A 16,481-nucleotide genomic window follows, 5' to 3' on the forward strand; every position below is an offset into this window, starting at 1 on the left:
TCAATGTGAACACCATTTACATCAACGGGAGACCCGAAATGACTGCATTGTCCAACCCTGCCGCCCCAAACAACCCGGGTTGGCTGTACCGCTGTGAGGCCTGGCTTGACGACAAGGGCAAAGGCGCCTGGATCGCGGTCATGGTTCTGGGCTTCATCTTCTTCTGGCCCATCGGCCTTGCCCTTCTTGCCTATATGATCTGGAGCAAACGCATGTTCAGCAAATCCTGCAGCCGCCGCAAAACCTGGCACTCTCACATGAGCGCCATGAAACCGTCCGGCAACAGCGCCTTTGACGCGTATAAATCCGACACTCTGGCCCGGCTGGAACGTGAACAACAGGAATTCGAAGCCTTCCTGCACCGCCTGCGCGAAGCCAAGGACAAGGCCGAGTTCGATGCATTCATGAACGAACGCGCAAGCGACACCCATGAAGATGCACCCAAAGGCGACCCCGCCTGATTGCAAATTGGCCCTGCCGGCGACATACCCGGCAGGGCGCCCCCGACCACCCTTTTGCCGGACACCGTGAAATGAACCATTTGCCTGACCCTGACCGCCAGCCCGAATTCTACCAATCGGTGGCGATCAAACGCTTTTTCGCCTGGATTTTTGATGTCGCCTTTGTCTCGCTTCTTTGCACGGTGGCGATCTTTTTGACCTTCGGCTTTGGGCTGCTGATCCTGGCCCTGATCTATGCGGTCATCAGCTTTGTCTACCGCGTGGTGACACTATCGGGTGGCTCGGCCACGCTGGGCATGCGGTTCATGGGCATCGAACTGCGCGACCCGTTTGGAGAACGCCTCAACAGCGGCCAAGCGCTTGCCCACACGGCGGGGTATTTCGTCAGCATGGCCATCCCGGTCATCCAGATCATTTCCGTCATCATGATGCTGACCAGCGCCCGCTGCCAGGGCCTGACCGACGCGTTCCTGGGAACCGTGATGATCAACCAGCGCGCCTGAACCCCCGCCTGCCCCGAAACACTTGGCGGCCCTCGGAACGGTTGCTATCATCCGGTCCGAGGAAACACAGGACCGACATGCGACATACGCTGCCTATTGCGCCACAATTCTATGTGACAGCCCCCCAGCCCTGCCCCTATCTTGCGGACCGGATGGAGCGCAAGCTGTTCACCGCCCTGCAGGGCGAAAGCGCGGATCAGCTGAACAATGCCCTGTCACAACAAGGGTTTCGCCGGTCCCAGAACGTGCTTTACCGCCCTTCGTGCAGCGATTGCGCAGCCTGCCTGTCGGCCCGGATCGATGTCTCGAAATTCCGTCCCAGCAAAAGCCAGAAACGTTCTGCAAGGCGCAATGGCTATCTGCAACGGCGCGCCACCTCGCCCTGGGCCACGGACGAGCAATATGACCTGTTCCGCAAATACCTGGATACGCGCCACGCCGATGGCGGCATGGCCGATATGGACGTGTTCGAATTCGCCGCGATGATCGAGGAAACACCGATCCGCAGCCGCGTCGTCGAATACGCAAATCCAGAAACCGGCGCCCTTGTCGCCGTCAGCCTGACCGATGTGCTCGATGATGGGCTCAGCATGGTCTATTCGTTTTACGACCCGGACCTGCCGCAAAACTCTCTGGGCACCTATATGATCCTCGATCACATCGACATCGCCCGCGAGGCCGGGCTGCCCTATATCTATCTGGGCTATTGGGTGCCCGGCAGCCCGAAAATGGGCTACAAGGCCAAGTTCTCGGGGCTCGAAATCTACCACAATGGGCACTGGCAATCCATCGCGAACCCCGAACAGTTTTCCTGCAAGGATCGCGACCCGCTTGCCTCGCCACCGATTGCCGAACAGGTTGCCAATATCCAACTGCCCGACCGTCACCCCACCAAGGGCTGATCCCCAATGCGCCAAAACCTTCACGCCGCAACCCTGGTGGTGCCCGACTATGACGCGGCGATCACTTTCTATACGGAGACCCTGCATTTCGACCTGACTGCCGATATCGATCTGGGTCAGGGCAAGCGCTGGGTGCTGGTCACCCCGCCCGGCTCTGACGGCTGCGCATTGCTGCTGGCCCGCGCCGCCGACAGCGATCAGCAGGCCGCAATCGGCAACCAGACCGGCGGGCGCGTCGGCTTCTTCCTGCAAACCGACAATTTCGAACGCGACCACGCCGACATGGTTTCCAGAAAGGTGCATTTCGAAGAACCCCCACGCCGCGAATCCTATGGCGTCGTGGCGGTCTGGCGCGATCCTTTCGGCAACAGGTGGGACCTGATCCAGTTCTCCTGATCCGCACTTCACCTGGCGCAAAATATCCCGGGGATGAATTGGCCAGCGGCCAAGAAGGGGCTGGCCCCTTCTGCCCCCGCACCAAAGCAAAGGGGGCCCTCAGGCCCCCTTTTCCATTGACTGTCCCGCCCCCATCAGTTGGGGATCAGGTCCGGCACGATGGTCACGATCGACGGGAAGAACCACAAGATCCCGATCCCGACCACCTGGATCAGAACAAAGGGAATGATCCCGCGATAGATATGGCCGGTCGTCACCTCTTTGGGTGCCACGCCCCGCAGATAGAACAGCGCAAACCCGAAGGGCGGCGTCAGGAACGAGGTTTGCAGGTTCACCGCGACCATGATCGTCACCCATTTGGGATCGAAGGAACCGCCATAGATGACCGGCCCAACAATCGGGATAACGATATAAATGATCTCGAGGAAATCCAGCACGAAGCCCAGGAAGAACAGCACCAGCATCACGATCAGGAAGACCGTGAACTCGTTGTCAAAGCTCTTGAGGAACTGCTGGATATAATGCTCTCCACCGAACGAGATCACCACCAGGTTCAGCAACTGCGACCCGATCAGGATGGTAAAGACCATCGACGTCACCTTGGCGGTTTCGCGCACGACCGGGGTCAGAACCCCGCTGGCAAACAGAACCCAGCACCCGAACAACAGGCCGAACAGCGCATACAGATACGCGGAATAGGCCATGAAGAACGCGATCCAGGTTTCGGCGGAAACCCCACCCTGGTTGATGCGCAGATCGAAATTCACCCCCATCAGCAGGCAGATGATGACAGCAAAGGTCGACCAGATGATGATCTTCCCGGACCGGCCCTCATCCTGCAATTTGCGATAGGCCGCCAGCATGATGGCCCCGCCCGCACCCAGTGCCGCGGCAGGTGTCGGGTTGGTGACACCGCCCAGGATCGACCCCAGAACGGCAATGATCAGGACCAGCGGCGGAAAGACCACGCGGATCAGGTCATTGGTCGCACAGCGTGCGGCGGCCTCTTTACAGCCATAGATGGCCAGCGCAAAAGGCAAGGCCAGCAACAGGAACGCCGCCCCCGACGATGTTGTCGGTGCCACCAGAAGAACATCCACCAGCAACATCAAGAGCAACCCGATCGCGCCCAGGATCAGGGGCTGGGCCGGCCGCGACGGGGCGATGCCCCGACCCATGACCAGCGTCAGGCCCAACAGCACGACGATGACGGCAACACCGGTCCCGATCGGGGCCGCTGCGGCAATCTTGGCCTCGCGGGCGGCGGCAAGGTCTTCCTCGCTCAGGCGTTCCGCCTGGGATACCCCGCCCGCCTCGTCAATCGCTTCCTGCTCGGCCACGGCCTGATCCCAGGCCGACTGACCATGCAGCTCGATCATCGAGGCCTGGCACTCGGCCGAGACATTTGTCCGCAGCGATGCGCCCTGCCCGACATCGGAAAAGCCCGAAACCGTGATGTTCTGGCTGCCGATCACACCGACGCTGCCCAGAAGGAACGCACCGGCAATCAGACCGACTGGCGCGGCCAGTAGCCAGGTCAGGCCTTCGGCGCGGGTGATCGGTTCACCGCTTCCGCCAGTCATGGCAACCGCAGGTGCCTTGTCGGGGTTGAGCAGCGCGTAACCGAACGCGTACAGCGCATAAAGCAGCGCCAGCATGATCCCCGGCAACAGCGCGGCCTGGAACAAGGTTCCGACGGACACAACCGCCGGTTCCCCCAGATAGGTCAGCGCGTCGGTACAACCGGCTTCGACCGCACGGGTTTCCTGGGCGGTCGAATAGAGATCCCCCGCCAATGTCCCCAGCAGAACGATCACGATCGACGGCGGAATGATCTGCCCCAGCGTACCGGACGCTGCGATCACACCCGTCGCCAGTTCCGGCGAATAGTTGTTGCGCAGCATGGTTGGCAGCGCCAGCAGGCCCATCGTCACAACGGTCGCGCCCACGATACCTGTTGAGGCCGCAAGGAATGCCCCCACCACAACGATCGACACCGCCAGACCACCGGGCAGCGGCCCAAAGACCCGCGCCATCGTGGTCAGCAGGTCATTGGCGATTTTCGAGCGTTCAAGCGTGATCCCCATCAGCACGAACATCAGCACGGCCAGCAGGGTCTCGATGGATTGCCCGGCCAGAACCCGCTCGTTCATGCGGTTCACGATGAACGAAACGTTGCGGTCCAGCGCGGTTTCCCAGCCTGCGGCAAAGACCGGCTCGGCGATCCTGGGCAGGTCGGGATATCGGAACACCGAGATGACGTCCGGCTTGATGCCGGAATTCACCACGTCACGATAGGCCTGCGAACCGGTGTCGATTGCCTGGTGAATCAGCAAACCGGCACTGTCCAGCGCGGCGATTATTCCGAATGAGATGATACCGGCCCCGCCGATGGCAAAGGCCACCGGAAAACCCGACAGGATTCCGCCGAACAGGCAGAAGAATACGATAATGAGGCCTATCTCGACGCCATCAAGTCCGAATAGCATTGTCTTGGTCTCCGTCCTTAATGAGTGCCTTCGTAGGCTTCTTCACCCTCGCCCAGGCTGTCCCTGTCGAGGTATTTTCCAACGCTTTCCGGCCCTTCGACGAACTCAAGGTACGACCGGTAGAGGAATGCGATTGCGTGCAGGAACACCATGGCGGCAAAGGCGATCAGCAGGATCTTGAACAGGAAATACCCGTTGAACCCGTTGGGGCTGAACCCGATGGTTTCCACGTTCCAGCGCAGCGCGCGCGACTTGGCCACCAGGCGGTCCAGCGTATCGCTGGCCGACGGTTTCGGCACGATCAGGTGGCGCCACATGAAATACCAGCCATACATCCAGGTCAGCACGGCCATGGGCATCATGAACAGAACCGCGCCGCACATGTCGACCACGCGCTTGGCCCGGTGACTGATCCCGGCATAGATCAGGTCAACGCGCACGTGACCGCCCTGCACAAAGGTGTAGGTGCAGCACAGGCAGACAACCATGGCGTTGTACAGCTTCAGTTCCTCGGCATACCAGCTGATATCCATCTGGATCGGGATGCCAAAGCCAAAGGCCATGTCGGGCCGTGCAAAGACGCGCTGCATGAACACGATGACGATCTGCTGGATGACCATCAGCAACCCGGCCCAGGCAAAGAACCGTCCGGTCGTGTTGGCAAACCCCTCAAGGACCCGCACCATGCCCCACATGAAGTTCCGGAAATACAGCCCGATGGCCGTAAGCACCAGAAACAAGGCAAAGATCACAAAGAAGAACTCGACCGACCCGCCGTAATAGACAAAGCGCATGATCGCCTCTTTGTCCGACCAGTCCAGCCAGAGCTGCGGATGCGTGATCGCGTATCCGAAATTGATGAAGGCTTCGGCAATGTTCTGAATGAACCAGATCAGTCCATTCCACAGGGCGCCGAAGAACGAGATACCGTTTTCGTCCTGCATGTTGTCCCCAGGTCGCGTCAGTTGCTCTGCTGTTTTAGGCGGAATTGATGGGTCCGCGCATTAGCAACAGGAAAGGCTCCCCCGCTTGGGCGGGGGAACCGATGTGGTTTTTGGTGGCTGTTTAGCCGCGTACGCGGTCGCGCTGTGCGGTGTAGACACCCGACGACAGGTTGTTCCAGGCCGACGATGCGGCCATCGATTCCATGGCGCTGTCGTGGATCTTCTTGAACAGCTCGTCGCCCATGTTTTCGTCCAGAACTTCCTGGCTGGCCTTGCCGAACGCGTCCCAGACGGCATCCGGGAATTCCATGACCTTGACGCCGCCCGCCTGCAAACGCTGCAGGGCCGCACCGTTGTTGGCCAGGAATTGCGACAGGTTCCACTGGTGTGCTTCGGCGGCTGCGATCTCGATGATCTTCTGCTGCGCCGCGGTCAGACCGTCGAACACTTCGCGGTTGGTTGCCAGCGACAGACCCGCACCCGGCTCGTGGAAGCCCGCGGTGTAATAGGTCTTGGTGATCTCCTGGAAACCGGCCTTTTCGTCGGCCCACGGACCGATCCACTCGGTGCCGTCGATCGCACCCGAGGACAGTGCCTGGTACACTTCCGAGCCCGGAATGTTCTGAACCGATGCGCCCAGTTTACCCAGGGCCTTGCCGCCCAGACCCGGCATACGGAACTTGAGACCGTTGAAATCTTCGGGGCTGTTGATCTCTTTCGAGTACCAGCCACCTGCCTGCGCGCCGGTGTTGCCGGCCAGGAAGGACTTCAGGCCGAAGATTTCGCCCAGCTCATCATGCAGCTCCATGCCGCCGTCCTGGTAGTACCAGTTTACCAGTTCCTGCGCGGTCATGCCGAACGGAACAGCGGTAAAGAAGGCATAGCCCGGATGCTGGCCGACAAAGTAATAGTCAGCCGCGTGATACATGTCGGCCTGACCGGACGATACGGCGTCGAAAACCTCGAACGCGCCAACCAGTTCACCGGCCGCCTTGATTTCAACGTTCAGGTTGCCATCCGACATGGCGGTGATGCTGTCGGCACAGCGCTGTGCGCTGTCGAACACGCCCGCAAGGCCACGGCCCCACGATGTCACCATGGTCAGCGTGCGCTTGCCCTGTGCATAAGCCGGAGCCGCCAGCGCGGTCGCTGCGGCAGCCGAGCCGCCCAGAGCAGACGTTTTCAGAAACTTACGACGATCCATATGAGTAGTCCTCCCCTACATACTATTTGCTCCGGCCCAGGCCGGAACCAGTCGTTTCCAATGCGCGCCAGACTAATGGGAGGGGCGGCAAAGGGAATACCTATTACTGCGTAGACCGCACGGGTTTTTGCGATTTCAGCGCAGAAATCCTGCCGGAAAAGGCGGCATATCACCAGATTTTCGGCCTGCGGGGCCGCCCTGCGCCCAATCTTTTTGCATTTGGCGCCCGGCTTGCGTATCGATTCGACCATGAAGGGATTCCGCAATCTTGTGACATTGACCTATGCGCAAAAGCTGTCGCTGGTGGCTGCGGTCCCGCTGATCGTGGCTGTGGCTGCGATTGCCTTCATGGTGGCCCACGAATCCCGCGCCACGGCCGAGCGCGAGATACACGCGCTTGAACGGCGCCTGATCGAGGCCAAGAAAGCCGAGCTGAGAAACTATGTCACCCAGGCGCGCAACGGGTTTGCCTATATCTATGGGCGCGCTGACCCGGACGACGCCGAGGCCAAAAACCTGGTGACCCAGATCCTGTCGGCCATGATCTATGGCAAGGATGGGTTCTTTTTTGTCTACGATTATGACGGCAACAACCTGGTCAGCCCGCGCCAGACGGAATTCATCAACCGCAACTGGGAGGGGCTGACCGACAGCGACGGCACACCGGTTGTCGACGAATTCATCCGTCTGGCCCGGCAGGGCGCGGGGTGGCACAGTTTTATGTGGCAGAAACCTTCGACCGGCGAAGAGGCGACGATGATCGCCTATGTCCTTGGCCTGCAGGATTGGCAATGGGCCGTCGGAACGGGTGTTTTCATCGATGACATCGTCGCCACCGTGGCCAATGCCCGCGCCGAGGTCGAAGCACGGGTACAACGGACATTCCTGTATATCGGCGGCATCGTTCTGGCCGCGGTGCTGATCGTGTTCGCGTCGGGGATGTTGCTGAACATCCGCGAAAGACGCTTGGCCGATGCCAAGCTCAAGGACCTGACAAAGCGCGTGATCGACGCACAGGAAGAAGAGCGCGGGCGTGTTGCGCGCGAATTGCACGACGGTATCAGCCAAATCCTGGTTGGTGTGCGCTATGCGCTGGACAATGCCCGGCGCAGGCTGTCGCGCGGCGATGATGCAGGCGCGCGCGCACCGCTGGACAAGGGGATCGATCACCTGGTGTCGGCCATCACCGAGGTGCGCCGCATAAGCCGCGACCTGCGCCCGGGTGTCCTGGATGACCTGGGCCTTGGCCCGGCGCTCAAGGCGCTGACCGACGATTTCCGCGAACGCACCGGCATCGAGACCGAGTTCACGACCGTGGTCTTCCGCAACCGGCTGGACCAGGACAGCAAGATCGCGCTCTACCGGATTGCGCAGGAGGCGCTGACCAATATCGAACGCCATTCCGGCGCCACGCGCGTCACGCTGGACCTGCGCGGTCACAAGAAAGGCGCGACCATGCGGATTACCGATAACGGTCGCGGGCTTGGCAGCAATCCCGGCGCGGGAAACAGCGGTATCGGGCTGCGCAACATGCAGGAAAGGATCGAACAGCTTGACGGGTCCTTGCGTATTCTGTCATCACGCGGGGCGCAGAGCGGCACCGTGATCGAGGCCAGCCTGCCGCTGAGCCACCTGCTGTCGCCGCAGGACGACACAACCCCCAAACGGAAGGCGGGCGCATGACCCCCGACACGATCCGCGTGCTTATTGTCGATGACCATCCCATGGTTGCCGAAGGGATTCAGTCGATCCTGGAAAGCTATGACGAGATTGACGTGGTCGGAACCCTTTCCAACGGGCAAGAGGCCGTCGATCAGGTCGCAGGCCTGCAACCGCATGTCATCCTCATGGACCTGAACATGCCGGGCCTCGGCGGGCTCAGCGCGACCGAACTGATCCTTGAACGCCTGCCGGACACGCGCATCCTTATCCTGTCGATGCATGACAGCCCCGAATATATTTCGACGGCGCTCAGCCACGGGGCCAAAGGCTATGTGCTCAAGGATGTGCCCACCGAGGAGATAAAGCAGGCCATCGACGCCGTGATGCGCGGCGAACGCTACCTGTGCACCGGTGCCAGCGGATCGTTGGAGCCAAAGGGCACCGCCGCACGCGAGGCGCTGACCGGGCGGGAACAGACGATCCTGCTAGAACTGGCCCAGGGCAAGTCGAACAAAGAGGTCGCGCAGACGCTGGAAATCTCGGTGCGCACGGTTGAAACGCATCGCAAGAACATCAAGCGCAAACTGGGGATTTCCTCGACCGCCGGTTTGACCCGCTATGCGCTGGAACATGGTGTTTTGCAGGGCACCAGCCCGGGGTTCTGACCGCAGCGCGGGACGCGCTGCCCGGCCCAACCGGAAAAGACGCGCCGCAAGGCGCGGTGATGACGGGCGGGAGCCTTCGCGCTATTCGCCGCCACCGATACCTTCGCCAAAGAACACCAGCGCGCCATCCTCGTCCAGAACATGAAATTCGCGCTGACCATAGGGTTGGTCAAAGGGCGCGCGCACGCGCTCGGGCGGCAAAGTGGCCAGGCGCGGATGCAATTGCCGGAACAGCCCGTCGATATCCTGAACATCAATGTAAAACGACTGATCCGACCCCAGCGGGCGGCCGTCCTCTCGTGGCGGGCATTCCAGCAGCCGGATCGCTACCGGCCCGAGGGTCAGAAAGGCGTAATTGTCCTGCGTGAAGCCGCAAGCAAACCCCAGGCAATCGCAATAGAAATCGACCTGCCGTTGCAGCGACGAACACAGGACAAAGGGCGTCAATTGCAAGATGCGGGGCACGGGTCACTCCTGTTCAAACCTGTTGGTGTGGCCCATTCTATACCAGATCTCAGTCCAGCAAGGCATCCTCTCGCCGCCCTTCGCGGTCATGGTGATGCTGCAATACCCGCCCGTAAAGCTGACGCGTCCTCTCGACACCGCCGCACATGCCTTCGGCTTCGACAAACGAGAATATCCCGACATACCGGCTGCGCGCGCCGGTTACCGGGGCGACCCTGTGCAACGCATAGCGGCCCTTGAATATCTGCAGATCGCCCGGGCCCAGTTCCAGTTGCCGAACCCGGGTCATGTTCCCGTCCAGAACCGCGGCCACCTGGTCAAAATTCTCGTTCCCGCAATCGCGCAGGTTGGGAACATATTCAAATGCACCGCCCGCCTCGCCGTTCTGGATGGCCAGCGTCACGGTGTAATTGTTGGTATCGAAATGCCAGGGAAAGCCCTGCCCTTCTTCGACGACATTGATGATCACATCCGCCAGCGGATCATCATAGCGAAAGAAGCGATCTTTTGGTTCGCTCAGCGCCTCGCGGACAAATGGCAAAAAGCCTTGGTATTCATAAATCCGGCGCAAGGGGCCGGTTGCCGGGAAATTGTCGGCCGGAACAAAGGCGTTCGAGCGGTCATAAAAGCGGCGGATGGGATGCCCGATGCCGTATTGCGGATCATCCTTGGTGAAATAGGCATTGGTCCGGCTAAAGGACCTGTGCGCCATTGGGGCCACCGCATCCGCCTCGTGCCGCAGCAGGGCGACGCCGCTGTCATGCACAAAACCCGGCAAGACCGCACAGCCATCCAGATCCAGTTCCCTGCGCAGGTCATTGATCATTTCACCGTAAGCCCGCGAGTTCGGCCGGTCGATAGGGTATCGCCCCAGGTCCACCAGATCGTGCAGCATGGTCCACCTCCTGTTCAGGCACCGTCAGACCCAGCCTGACGCATGGCCCGCGGCAGATCATGCCCGTTTCGGACATTGGCCTGACGCTTTTTGACCGAAAACGTGGCCTCCCAACGGTCAGCTTCGCGGAAATTCCCAACCTGCTGCAATCTGCGCAATAAAATGTCGCAAAATTCACCCCTGGAGTTAGAAAATTGGTACGATTGCCTGTTGACGCCCCGTCCGACCGCTCATAATGTCCCCCACACGCAAAGAAGGAGCCTCTGGCGATGAGAACGCTAGTCGTAATCGTAGGAACCACGCGCATGGGCCGGTAACGGTAAACCATAATCGAACCCATGCGCCTCCGACAAACTCGGGGGCTTTTTTTATGCGAAACGCAAGACACATGTCGCGAACGGAGCAAAGCAGATGACACGTGAGATGACCGGCGCAAAGATGGTGGTTCAGGCCCTCAAGGATCAGGGCGTGGACACGGTATTCGGATACCCCGGCGGCGCCGTGCTACCGATCTATGATGAGATTTTTCTGCAAAACGACATTCGCCACATCCTGGTACGCCACGAACAGGGCGCGGTTCATGCCGCCGAAGGCTATGCCCGCTCGACCGGCAAACCCGGCGTTGCGCTGGTGACATCCGGCCCCGGCGCGACCAACGCGGTCACCGGGCTGACGGATGCCTTGCTGGATTCGATCCCGATCGTGGTTCTGACCGGCCAGGTTCCGACCTTCATGATCGGCTCGGATGCCTTCCAAGAGGCCGACACCGTGGGCATCACCCGCCCCTGCACCAAGCATAACTGGCTGGTCAAAGACACGGATTCGCTGGCCGAGACCATGCACGAGGCGTTTCACGTCGCCACGGCTGGCCGGCCCGGACCGGTTCTGATCGACATTCCCAAGGACGTGCAATTCGCCTCGGGGACCTATGCCGCGCCAAAGCCGTCCACCTCGCATTATCAGCCCGTTCTGAAGGGCGATCTTGAGGAAATCACCGAGCTGGTCGCCGCGATGGAGACCGCGAAAAAACCCGTTTTCTATACGGGCGGTGGCGTCATCAACTCTGGCCCTGCGGCCAGCCAGCTTCTGCGTGAGCTGGTGGATGCGACCGGTTTCCCGATCACCTCGACCCTGATGGGGCTGGGCGCCTATCCCGCCTCGGGCAAAAACTGGCTGGGCATGCTGGGCATGCATGGTCTGTATGAGGCCAACCTGGCGATGCATGACTGCGACCTGATGATCAACATCGGCGCGCGGTTTGACGACCGGATCACCGGCCGGATTGATGCGTTCTCGCCGAACTCGAAAAAGGCGCATATCGACATCGATCCCTCGTCGATCAACAAGGTGATCCGTGTCGACATCCCGATTGTTGGCGATGTGGCCCATGTTCTGGAAGACATCCTGAAGGTCTGGAAAGCACGCGGGCGCAAGACAGATGCCGCAGCGGTGCAGGAATGGCAGGCGCAGATCAGCGATTGGCGCAAGGTCAATTGCCTTGCCTACACCAACAGTGAAAAGACGATCAAACCGCAATACGCGCTGCAACGTCTTGAAGAACTGACCAAAAAGCATGACCGCTATATCACGACCGAGGTTGGCCAGCACCAGATGTGGGCCGCGCAATATCTGGGTTTCGAAGATCCCAACCGCTGGATGACCTCCGGGGGTCTGGGCACGATGGGCTACGGCACACCCGCGTCAATCGGCGTGCAGATGGCGCATCCCGACGCGCTGGTGATCAACGTCGCGGGTGAGGCCTCGTGGCTGATGAACATGCAGGAAATGGGCACCGCCGTTCAATACCGCCTGCCGGTCAAGCAGTTCATCCTGAACAACGAACGCCTCGGCATGGTCCGCCAATGGCAGGAATTGCTGCATGGCGAGCGGTATTCGCATAGCTGGTCCGAGGCCCTGCCCGATTTCGTCAAACTCGCCGAGGCGTTTGGCGCCAAGGGCATCCTGTGTTCCGACCCCGCCGATCTGGACGACGCGATCATGGAGATGATCAACTATGACGGTCCGGTGATTTTTGATTGTCTGGTCGAAAAGCACGAAAACTGCTTCCCCATGATCCCGTCGGGCAAAGCCCACAACGAGATGCTGCTGGGCGAGGCCGAGACGCAGGGCGTGATCGATAGCAAGGGGAGTGTGCTAGTATGAGGCGCATAACTTCAATTGCCCTACTTGCAGCTGCCATTTTTGGGCTGAGCAATTGCGCCTCTCCAGACTATGTAAATCTCGTCAATCCTGAGCATGGTCCAGGTTACCAACGCGTAAACTCAGTCGAGAAAGCAAAGGCCTTTTATCCGAATTCAACGCTCATAGTTCGAACACATGGCTTCTATTCGCCTGATGGAACACTAATTTCTGATGGCAAGATTCCAGTTGGATCTACCTACAAGGCAGATGGCTACACCATTGAGTACTTGGCGCCAGATGGAAAGGCGTACATCGCGCATTCCGCGGGTTCAAAAGTGTATTCTGGGACTTGGAGCATTGATCAATTTGGTAAAGCTTATCCACGGATATGTACCGATTTTCCACAGCTTCCTTCGGATACCATATGTCGTTGGCCGTCCTCATATCTTCGCGAGGGCGACGACGTCAAACTATACCGAGGCGACGTGGCAAAGATTGGGAGAAACCGGTATCCGGCCGCGCTAGCCAAAGCTGATCCGAATGCAAGGATTCAAACTGTAATCAAATCGCTAGGAGCTGGTAACGCAGTTCCTTTCACTGCAAACTAGAGTCGGTATCGCTAATGTCTGCCCTACATATCAAAAAAGGCTCCAACCGCCATTCGGCCTATAACCTGCGGCCCACCTTTTCGGACGTGCAGGAACGTCACACAATCGCGGTTCTGGTGGAAAACGAACCCGGTGTTCTGGCCCGTGTGATCGGGCTGTTCTCGGGCCGTGGCTACAACATCGAAAGCCTGACCGTGGCCGAGGTGGATCACACCGGCCACCTCAGCCGGATCACCATCGTCACCACCGGCACACCGCAGGTGATCGAGCAGATCAAGGCACAGCTGGGCCGGATCGTCGTGGTACATGATGTGCATGACCTGACGGTCGAAGGCCCCTCGGTCGAACGGGAACTCGCGATCATCAAGGTGGTAGGCGAAGGCGACAAACGCGTCGAAGCCCTGCGTCTGGCCGATATCTTTCGCGCCAACGTCGTGGACAGCACGTTGAATTCATTCATTTTCGAAATCACCGGCGCGCCTGACAAGATCGACGCCTTTGCCGACCTGATGCGCCCGCTGGGTCTGATCGAGGTCGCCCGCACCGGTGTTGCCGCCCTGTTGCGCGGCGACTGATCCACGCCTCTGCCCCCTGCCCGCCGACCCCGTCGGGCAGGGAAACCGGGCCTGGGTTGCCGATCCGACCAGAAATCTCAAACTGATATATGTCGGATATCTTGGCCACATGGCCGAAAAAGATCATGCAAAATACCATAAAGCCTATTGCGTTTATCATTAACGGCAGTAGCCTTTGGGTGCAGCGTTACGTTTCGTGCGTTGTTTGGGGTAATCTGTACGATTTTTGACTGAACGCGGCCCACAGGGCCGCCTTGGTCGTGTTTTTCCCGAAATACCTAAAGACCCGGAATATGCATGACCGAAGCCACTCCTACTCCTGCGGAATTGCGCACTATGTTCAGCGCAAACCTCAAGCGGCTCGCAAGCAGCCATTCGTCTATTACCGACCTGAGCCGGAACCTGGGCATCAACCGCACGCAGTTCAACCGCTACCTCGCGGCCGAAAGCTTTCCCCGGCCCGATGTCCTGAACCGGATTTGCACCTTCTTCAACGTCGATGCGCGGATTCTGTTGCAGCCACTGGCCGAAATCCCTGACGGTTCACCGCATCCCTCGGACGCGACACTTGCTCCCTTCCTTGGGTCGGGCACACCTGCACCCGAGGCCTTTCCCGTGGGGTTCTACCGCGCCACAGAGCAGAGCCCCGGTGACCATGGCACGGTATCGCACCGGTTGTACCATGCCACGCGTGTGCAGAATTGCACCCTGTTGCGCGGCTTTTGCCCCGTGGCGCGCGCGCAGGGGCGCGCGTCGCAGGACCGCGAAGTCAGGGGGTTCGTGGCAAACGCGGGTCACCGGCTTTATGCGCTGGTGTCACATCGCGGCGGCATCGGCGGCCGGATGTACCTGCTAAGCCGCGACGACAAGGCGGACAAGGGTCGCTGGGTGGGACAGACCTTCCCGCTTGGCGAAACAGCAGACAGGCCGCTGGCCCCCGGACGGCTGGACCTCAGCTATCTTGGACAGGACCTTGGCGCCGCCTTGCACACAGCGCGCAGCGCGATATCAGCCGCTGTTCACGCGAACGCTTTGCGGGCCGGTGACCAGGCAGATCCCGGAACTGATGCCTGACAAAGTGTCGTTGTGAGAAAAACCCAAGTCGCAGACTTGTCAGCACGGAACCCGCTGACCCCCTAACCTTGACCCAGTTAGGGAGACAGCCATGACCAGCACACCAACGGATTTGTCCGCCGTCCGTCAGCCCGTCGAAACCGCGCTCGGGTTGCCCAATGCCCACTATACCGACCCTGCCCTGCACGCCGAGGAAAGCAAGGCGTTGCTGATCGACGGGTGGTCCGGTCTGGCCGCGACCCAGGACGTGCCGGAACCCGGCGACGCCGTACCGCTGGATTTCATGGGCATTCCCCTGTTGCTGCTGCGTGACAGGTCGGGCACCGTCCGGGTGTTTCAGAATATCTGCCGCCATCGCGGCATGATCCTTGTGGAAGAACCCCGCAAAATCGAAGGCGCGATCCGCTGCCCCTATCACAGCTGGTGCTATTCGACCGAGGGTCGGCTGGTGGTCACCCCCCATGTCGGCGGCCCCGGTCAGAATGCGCATGAACGGGTTCAGAAATCCGAACTTGGCCTGATCGAGGTGCGCAGCCATATCTGGCAGGGCCTGGTGTGGATCAACGTTTCCGGCACCGCGCCTGCATTTGAGGATGCAAATGCCCGGTTGCTGGAACGCTGGGCCGAGTTTGACCAGCCAATGTATCACGGCGGCGCTGACAGCACCTTTCGGCTGGATGTGAACTGCAACTGGAAACTGGCGGTCGAAAACTATTGCGAAAGCTATCACCTGCCCTGGGTTCACCCCGGTCTCAACAGCTATTCCCGGTTGGAAGACCATTACCATATCGAGGAACCCGGCCTGTTTTCCGGTCAGGGCACGCTGGTTTACCGGCAATTGGTCGGTGATGAAGGCCAGACCTTTCCCGATTTCGCCGGGCTGGCCGCGAAATGGGATACGGCGGCTGAATACATCTCGGTCTTTCCCAATGTGCTGCTGGGTGTTCACCGCGATCACAGCTTTGCCATCATCCTGCGCCCCGAAGCCCAGGACCGGACGTCAGAACATGTGCACCTGTTCTATGCCACCCCGGAAACAGATGCGGCGCTGCGGGCGCGCAACACCCGGCAATGGAAGCTTGTCTTCGAAGAGGACGTGTTCGTGGTCGAAGGCATGCAGCGCGGCCGCGCGGCGCCGGGCTTTGACGGCGGGCATTTCTCGCCGGTGATGGATGGGCCGACCCACCTGTTCCATGACTGGGTTGCCGGGCGGCTGCAGGCTTATCGGACGACCCTGGCGGCGGAATGACCGATCTGGATGAACGCCTTGTGCGGGCACATGCGGCCGGGGACACAAGCGCCCTGGCGGCCTTGTATGAAGAGGCGGCAGACACCGGCCCAGACGAAGACGCCGCCGCCTTTTTCCTGACCCATGCCTATGTTCACGCGCTGGAAGCGCCCCTGCCCTGCGTAGCGGCGCGCCTGAAACACCGGCTTGTCAGCCTGGGCCGCGAAGTCCCCGACCCTTGACCCCGTCCGGGCGCGCGCCCGGTCCC

Annotated in this window: 16 protein-coding genes; 11 read left to right on the forward strand and 5 right to left on the reverse strand. The window is 60.2% G+C overall.

Features of this window, described 5'->3' with window-relative positions; translation table 11 throughout:
* Positions 1–38: 38 nt before the first annotated feature.
* The 4 genes from ACXAG8_RS02290 to ACXAG8_RS02305 all read left to right on the forward strand — a co-directional run bounded on the left by ACXAG8_RS02290 (position 39) and on the right by ACXAG8_RS02305 (position 2,262).
* Positions 39–461, forward strand: a complete 423-nt coding sequence (locus tag ACXAG8_RS02290; RefSeq protein ID WP_475221807.1) for a DUF2852 domain-containing protein — start codon at positions 39–41, stop codon at positions 459–461.
* A 71-nt stretch (positions 462–532) separates the two neighbouring features.
* Entirely contained in the window at positions 533–964 is a 432-nt protein-coding gene (locus tag ACXAG8_RS02295; RefSeq protein WP_475221808.1) for an RDD family protein, read from the forward strand.
* Positions 965–1,041: 77 nt separating this feature from the next.
* Positions 1,042–1,866, forward strand: coding sequence for an arginyltransferase (locus ACXAG8_RS02300; RefSeq protein WP_475221810.1), 825 nt, complete (start codon positions 1,042–1,044; stop codon positions 1,864–1,866).
* Between the two features lie 6 nt (positions 1,867–1,872).
* Positions 1,873–2,262, forward strand: coding sequence for a VOC family protein (locus ACXAG8_RS02305; protein WP_475221812.1), 390 nt, complete (start codon positions 1,873–1,875; stop codon positions 2,260–2,262).
* Positions 2,263–2,396: 134 nt separating this feature from the next.
* Here ACXAG8_RS02305 and ACXAG8_RS02310 read toward each other — a convergent pair whose 3' ends face one another.
* The 3 genes from ACXAG8_RS02310 to ACXAG8_RS02320 all read right to left on the reverse strand — a co-directional run bounded on the left by ACXAG8_RS02310 (position 2,397) and on the right by ACXAG8_RS02320 (position 6,899).
* On the reverse strand, positions 2,397–4,751 hold the full coding sequence (locus tag ACXAG8_RS02310) for a TRAP transporter large permease subunit (RefSeq protein WP_475221813.1): 2,355 nt from the start codon (positions 4,749–4,751) through the stop codon (positions 2,397–2,399).
* A gap of 17 nt (positions 4,752–4,768) precedes the next feature.
* Positions 4,769–5,695: a TRAP transporter small permease subunit gene (locus ACXAG8_RS02315; RefSeq protein ID WP_475221815.1), complete on the reverse strand. Its 927-nt coding sequence runs from the start codon at positions 5,693–5,695 to the stop codon at positions 4,769–4,771.
* Between the two features lie 121 nt (positions 5,696–5,816).
* On the reverse strand, positions 5,817–6,899 hold the full coding sequence (locus ACXAG8_RS02320; protein ID WP_475221816.1) for a TRAP transporter substrate-binding protein: 1,083 nt from the start codon (positions 6,897–6,899) through the stop codon (positions 5,817–5,819).
* Positions 6,900–7,148: 249 nt separating this feature from the next.
* On the opposite strand from ACXAG8_RS02320, the gene ACXAG8_RS02325 reads away from it, so the two are divergent.
* Positions 7,149–8,582, forward strand: a complete 1,434-nt coding sequence (locus tag ACXAG8_RS02325; RefSeq protein ID WP_475221818.1) for a cache domain-containing protein — start codon at positions 7,149–7,151, stop codon at positions 8,580–8,582.
* Entirely contained in the window at positions 8,579–9,226 is a 648-nt protein-coding gene (locus ACXAG8_RS02330; RefSeq protein WP_475221821.1) for a response regulator transcription factor, read from the forward strand. Before ACXAG8_RS02325 ends, ACXAG8_RS02330 begins: the two co-directional genes overlap by 4 nt.
* An 81-nt stretch (positions 9,227–9,307) precedes the next feature.
* Here ACXAG8_RS02330 and ACXAG8_RS02335 read toward each other — a convergent pair whose 3' ends face one another.
* Positions 9,308–9,691 carry a bleomycin resistance protein gene (locus ACXAG8_RS02335; RefSeq protein WP_475221822.1) on the reverse strand — a complete coding sequence of 128 codons (384 nt, stop codon included), beginning with the start codon at positions 9,689–9,691 and terminating at the stop codon, positions 9,308–9,310.
* A gap of 49 nt (positions 9,692–9,740) precedes the next feature.
* Positions 9,741–10,586, reverse strand: coding sequence for a HalD/BesD family halogenase (locus ACXAG8_RS02340; RefSeq protein ID WP_475221824.1), 846 nt, complete (start codon positions 10,584–10,586; stop codon positions 9,741–9,743).
* 411 nt (positions 10,587–10,997) lie between these two features.
* Between ACXAG8_RS02340 and ACXAG8_RS02345 the strand changes: the two genes are divergently transcribed.
* The 5 genes from ACXAG8_RS02345 (at position 10,998) to ACXAG8_RS02365 (ending at position 16,455) form a co-directional block, all read left to right on the forward strand.
* Positions 10,998–12,749 carry an acetolactate synthase 3 large subunit gene (locus ACXAG8_RS02345; RefSeq protein WP_475221826.1) on the forward strand — a complete coding sequence of 584 codons (1,752 nt, stop codon included), beginning with the start codon at positions 10,998–11,000 and terminating at the stop codon, positions 12,747–12,749.
* A 601-nt stretch (positions 12,750–13,350) separates the two neighbouring features.
* Entirely contained in the window at positions 13,351–13,911 is a 561-nt protein-coding gene (gene ilvN / locus ACXAG8_RS02350; RefSeq protein ID WP_475221828.1) for an acetolactate synthase small subunit, read from the forward strand.
* Between the two features lie 297 nt (positions 13,912–14,208).
* A complete protein-coding gene (locus ACXAG8_RS02355; RefSeq protein WP_475221829.1) occupies positions 14,209–14,985 on the forward strand; it encodes a helix-turn-helix domain-containing protein in 777 nt (258 codons plus the stop codon).
* A gap of 91 nt (positions 14,986–15,076) precedes the next feature.
* Positions 15,077–16,234 (forward strand): aromatic ring-hydroxylating oxygenase subunit alpha, encoded by a 1,158-nt coding sequence (locus ACXAG8_RS02360; RefSeq protein ID WP_475221831.1) that lies wholly within the window; start codon positions 15,077–15,079, stop codon positions 16,232–16,234.
* Positions 16,231–16,455 carry a hypothetical protein gene (locus ACXAG8_RS02365; protein ID WP_475221833.1) on the forward strand — a complete coding sequence of 75 codons (225 nt, stop codon included), beginning with the start codon at positions 16,231–16,233 and terminating at the stop codon, positions 16,453–16,455. The genes ACXAG8_RS02360 and ACXAG8_RS02365 overlap by 4 nt, the downstream gene beginning before the upstream one ends.
* Positions 16,456–16,481: the final 26 nt, after the last annotated feature.

Source organism: Ruegeria sp. ABD4_443, assembly GCF_056160865.1.